Source organism: Enterobacter sp. 03-F-07-AD-ECC, assembly GCF_047530935.1.
GTDB classification, from domain to species: domain Bacteria; phylum Pseudomonadota; class Gammaproteobacteria; order Enterobacterales; family Enterobacteriaceae; genus Enterobacter; species Enterobacter cloacae.
Genome location: NZ_JBLKBZ010000066.1, coordinates 1 through 1331 on the forward strand (window position 1 = coordinate 1; position 1331 = coordinate 1331).

At 54.1% G+C, this 1331-nt stretch carries 1 protein-coding gene; it reads left to right on the top strand.

Going from position 1 to position 1331, the window contains the following annotated elements; genetic code table 11:
- Positions 1-91 precede the first annotated feature (91 nt).
- Positions 92-1320, top strand: a protein-coding gene (locus ACMWKA_RS25640) for an IS3-like element ISEc36 family transposase (RefSeq protein ID WP_110129298.1) whose coding sequence is annotated in 2 segments (ribosomal slippage) — positions 92-407 and positions 407-1320 — 1230 coding nt in all. Because the reading frame shifts where the segments join, the coding sequence is not laid out codon by codon here.
- Positions 1321-1331: the final 11 nt, after the last annotated feature.

The following is a 1331-nucleotide window of genomic DNA, read 5'->3' on the forward strand; positions in this document are numbered from 1 at the left end:
TAGACTGGCCCCCTGAATCTCCAGACAGTTGGTATCACTTAAGTTAGTGATAGTCTTAATACTAGTTTTTAGACTAGTCGTTGGAGTCCGAATGATTGATGTTTTAGGTCCAGAGAAGCGCAGACGGCGAAGTGTTCAGGAAAAAATCGCCATTGTTCAGCAGAGTTTTGAGCCCGGAATGACCGTGTCGCTGGTCGCCCGTCAGCATGGCGTTGCTGCCAGTCAGCTGTTCCTGTGGCGTAAGCAGTATCAGGAAGGCAGCCTTACAGCCGTTGCCGCAGGAGAACAGGTTGTGCCCGCGTCGGAGCTGGCATCTGCGATGAAGCAAATTAAAGAGCTGCAGCGCCTGTTGGGCAAGAAAACCATGGAAAACGAGCTGCTAAAAGAAGCCGTTGAATATGGCCGACAAAAAAAGTGGATAGCGCACGTGCCCTTGTTGCCGGAGGATGGCGAATAAGCCTTGTCAGTCGTTGCCTCCGGGTCTCACGTGCGCAACTGCATGCCATGGCCCGTCGGTCGAAGGACTGGCAGGATCGTCGGTGCAAGCGCAAGCCTGATGATACTGACGCGCTGGCCCGTATCCATACCGTTATCGGCGATCTGCCCACCTATGGTTATCGTCGGGTATGGGCACTGCTGCGCAGACAATCAGAAACTGACGACATGGCGGTGATCAATGCCAAACGCGTATACCGCATCATGCGTCAGAATGCGCTGCTGCTTGAGCGTAAACCGGAAATACCGCCATCGAAGCGGGCGCATACAGGGAAAGTGGCCGTTGGAGAAAGTAACCAGCGGTGGTGCTCTGACGGCTTCGAGTTCAGCTGTGATAACGGTGAAAAACTGCGGGTCACGTTCGCTCTGGACTGTTGCGATCGCGAGGCACTTTACTGGGCGGCCAGTAACGGTGGATATGACAGTGAAACCGTGCAGGACGTCATGCTGGGTGCCGTGGAGCGTCGCTTCGGTAACAGCCTGCCGACATCCCCAGTTGAGTGGCTGACAGACAACGGTTCAGCCTACCGTTCTTATCAGACGCGTCAGTTCGCCAGAATGGTAGGACTGGAGCCTAAACATACGGCGGTACGTAGCCCGGAAAGCAACGGGATGGCAGAGAGCTTCGTGAAAACGATGAAGCGCGATTACATCAGCATCATGCCGAAACCCGACGGGTTAACAGCGGTAAAGAACCTTGCGGAGGCCTTCGAACATTACAACGAATGGCATCCGCATAGTGCACTGGGGTATCGTTCGCCACGGGAATATCTGCGGCGACGAACCAGTCATGGGTTAAGTGATAAAAAGTGTATGGAAATATAGGGGCCAATCCA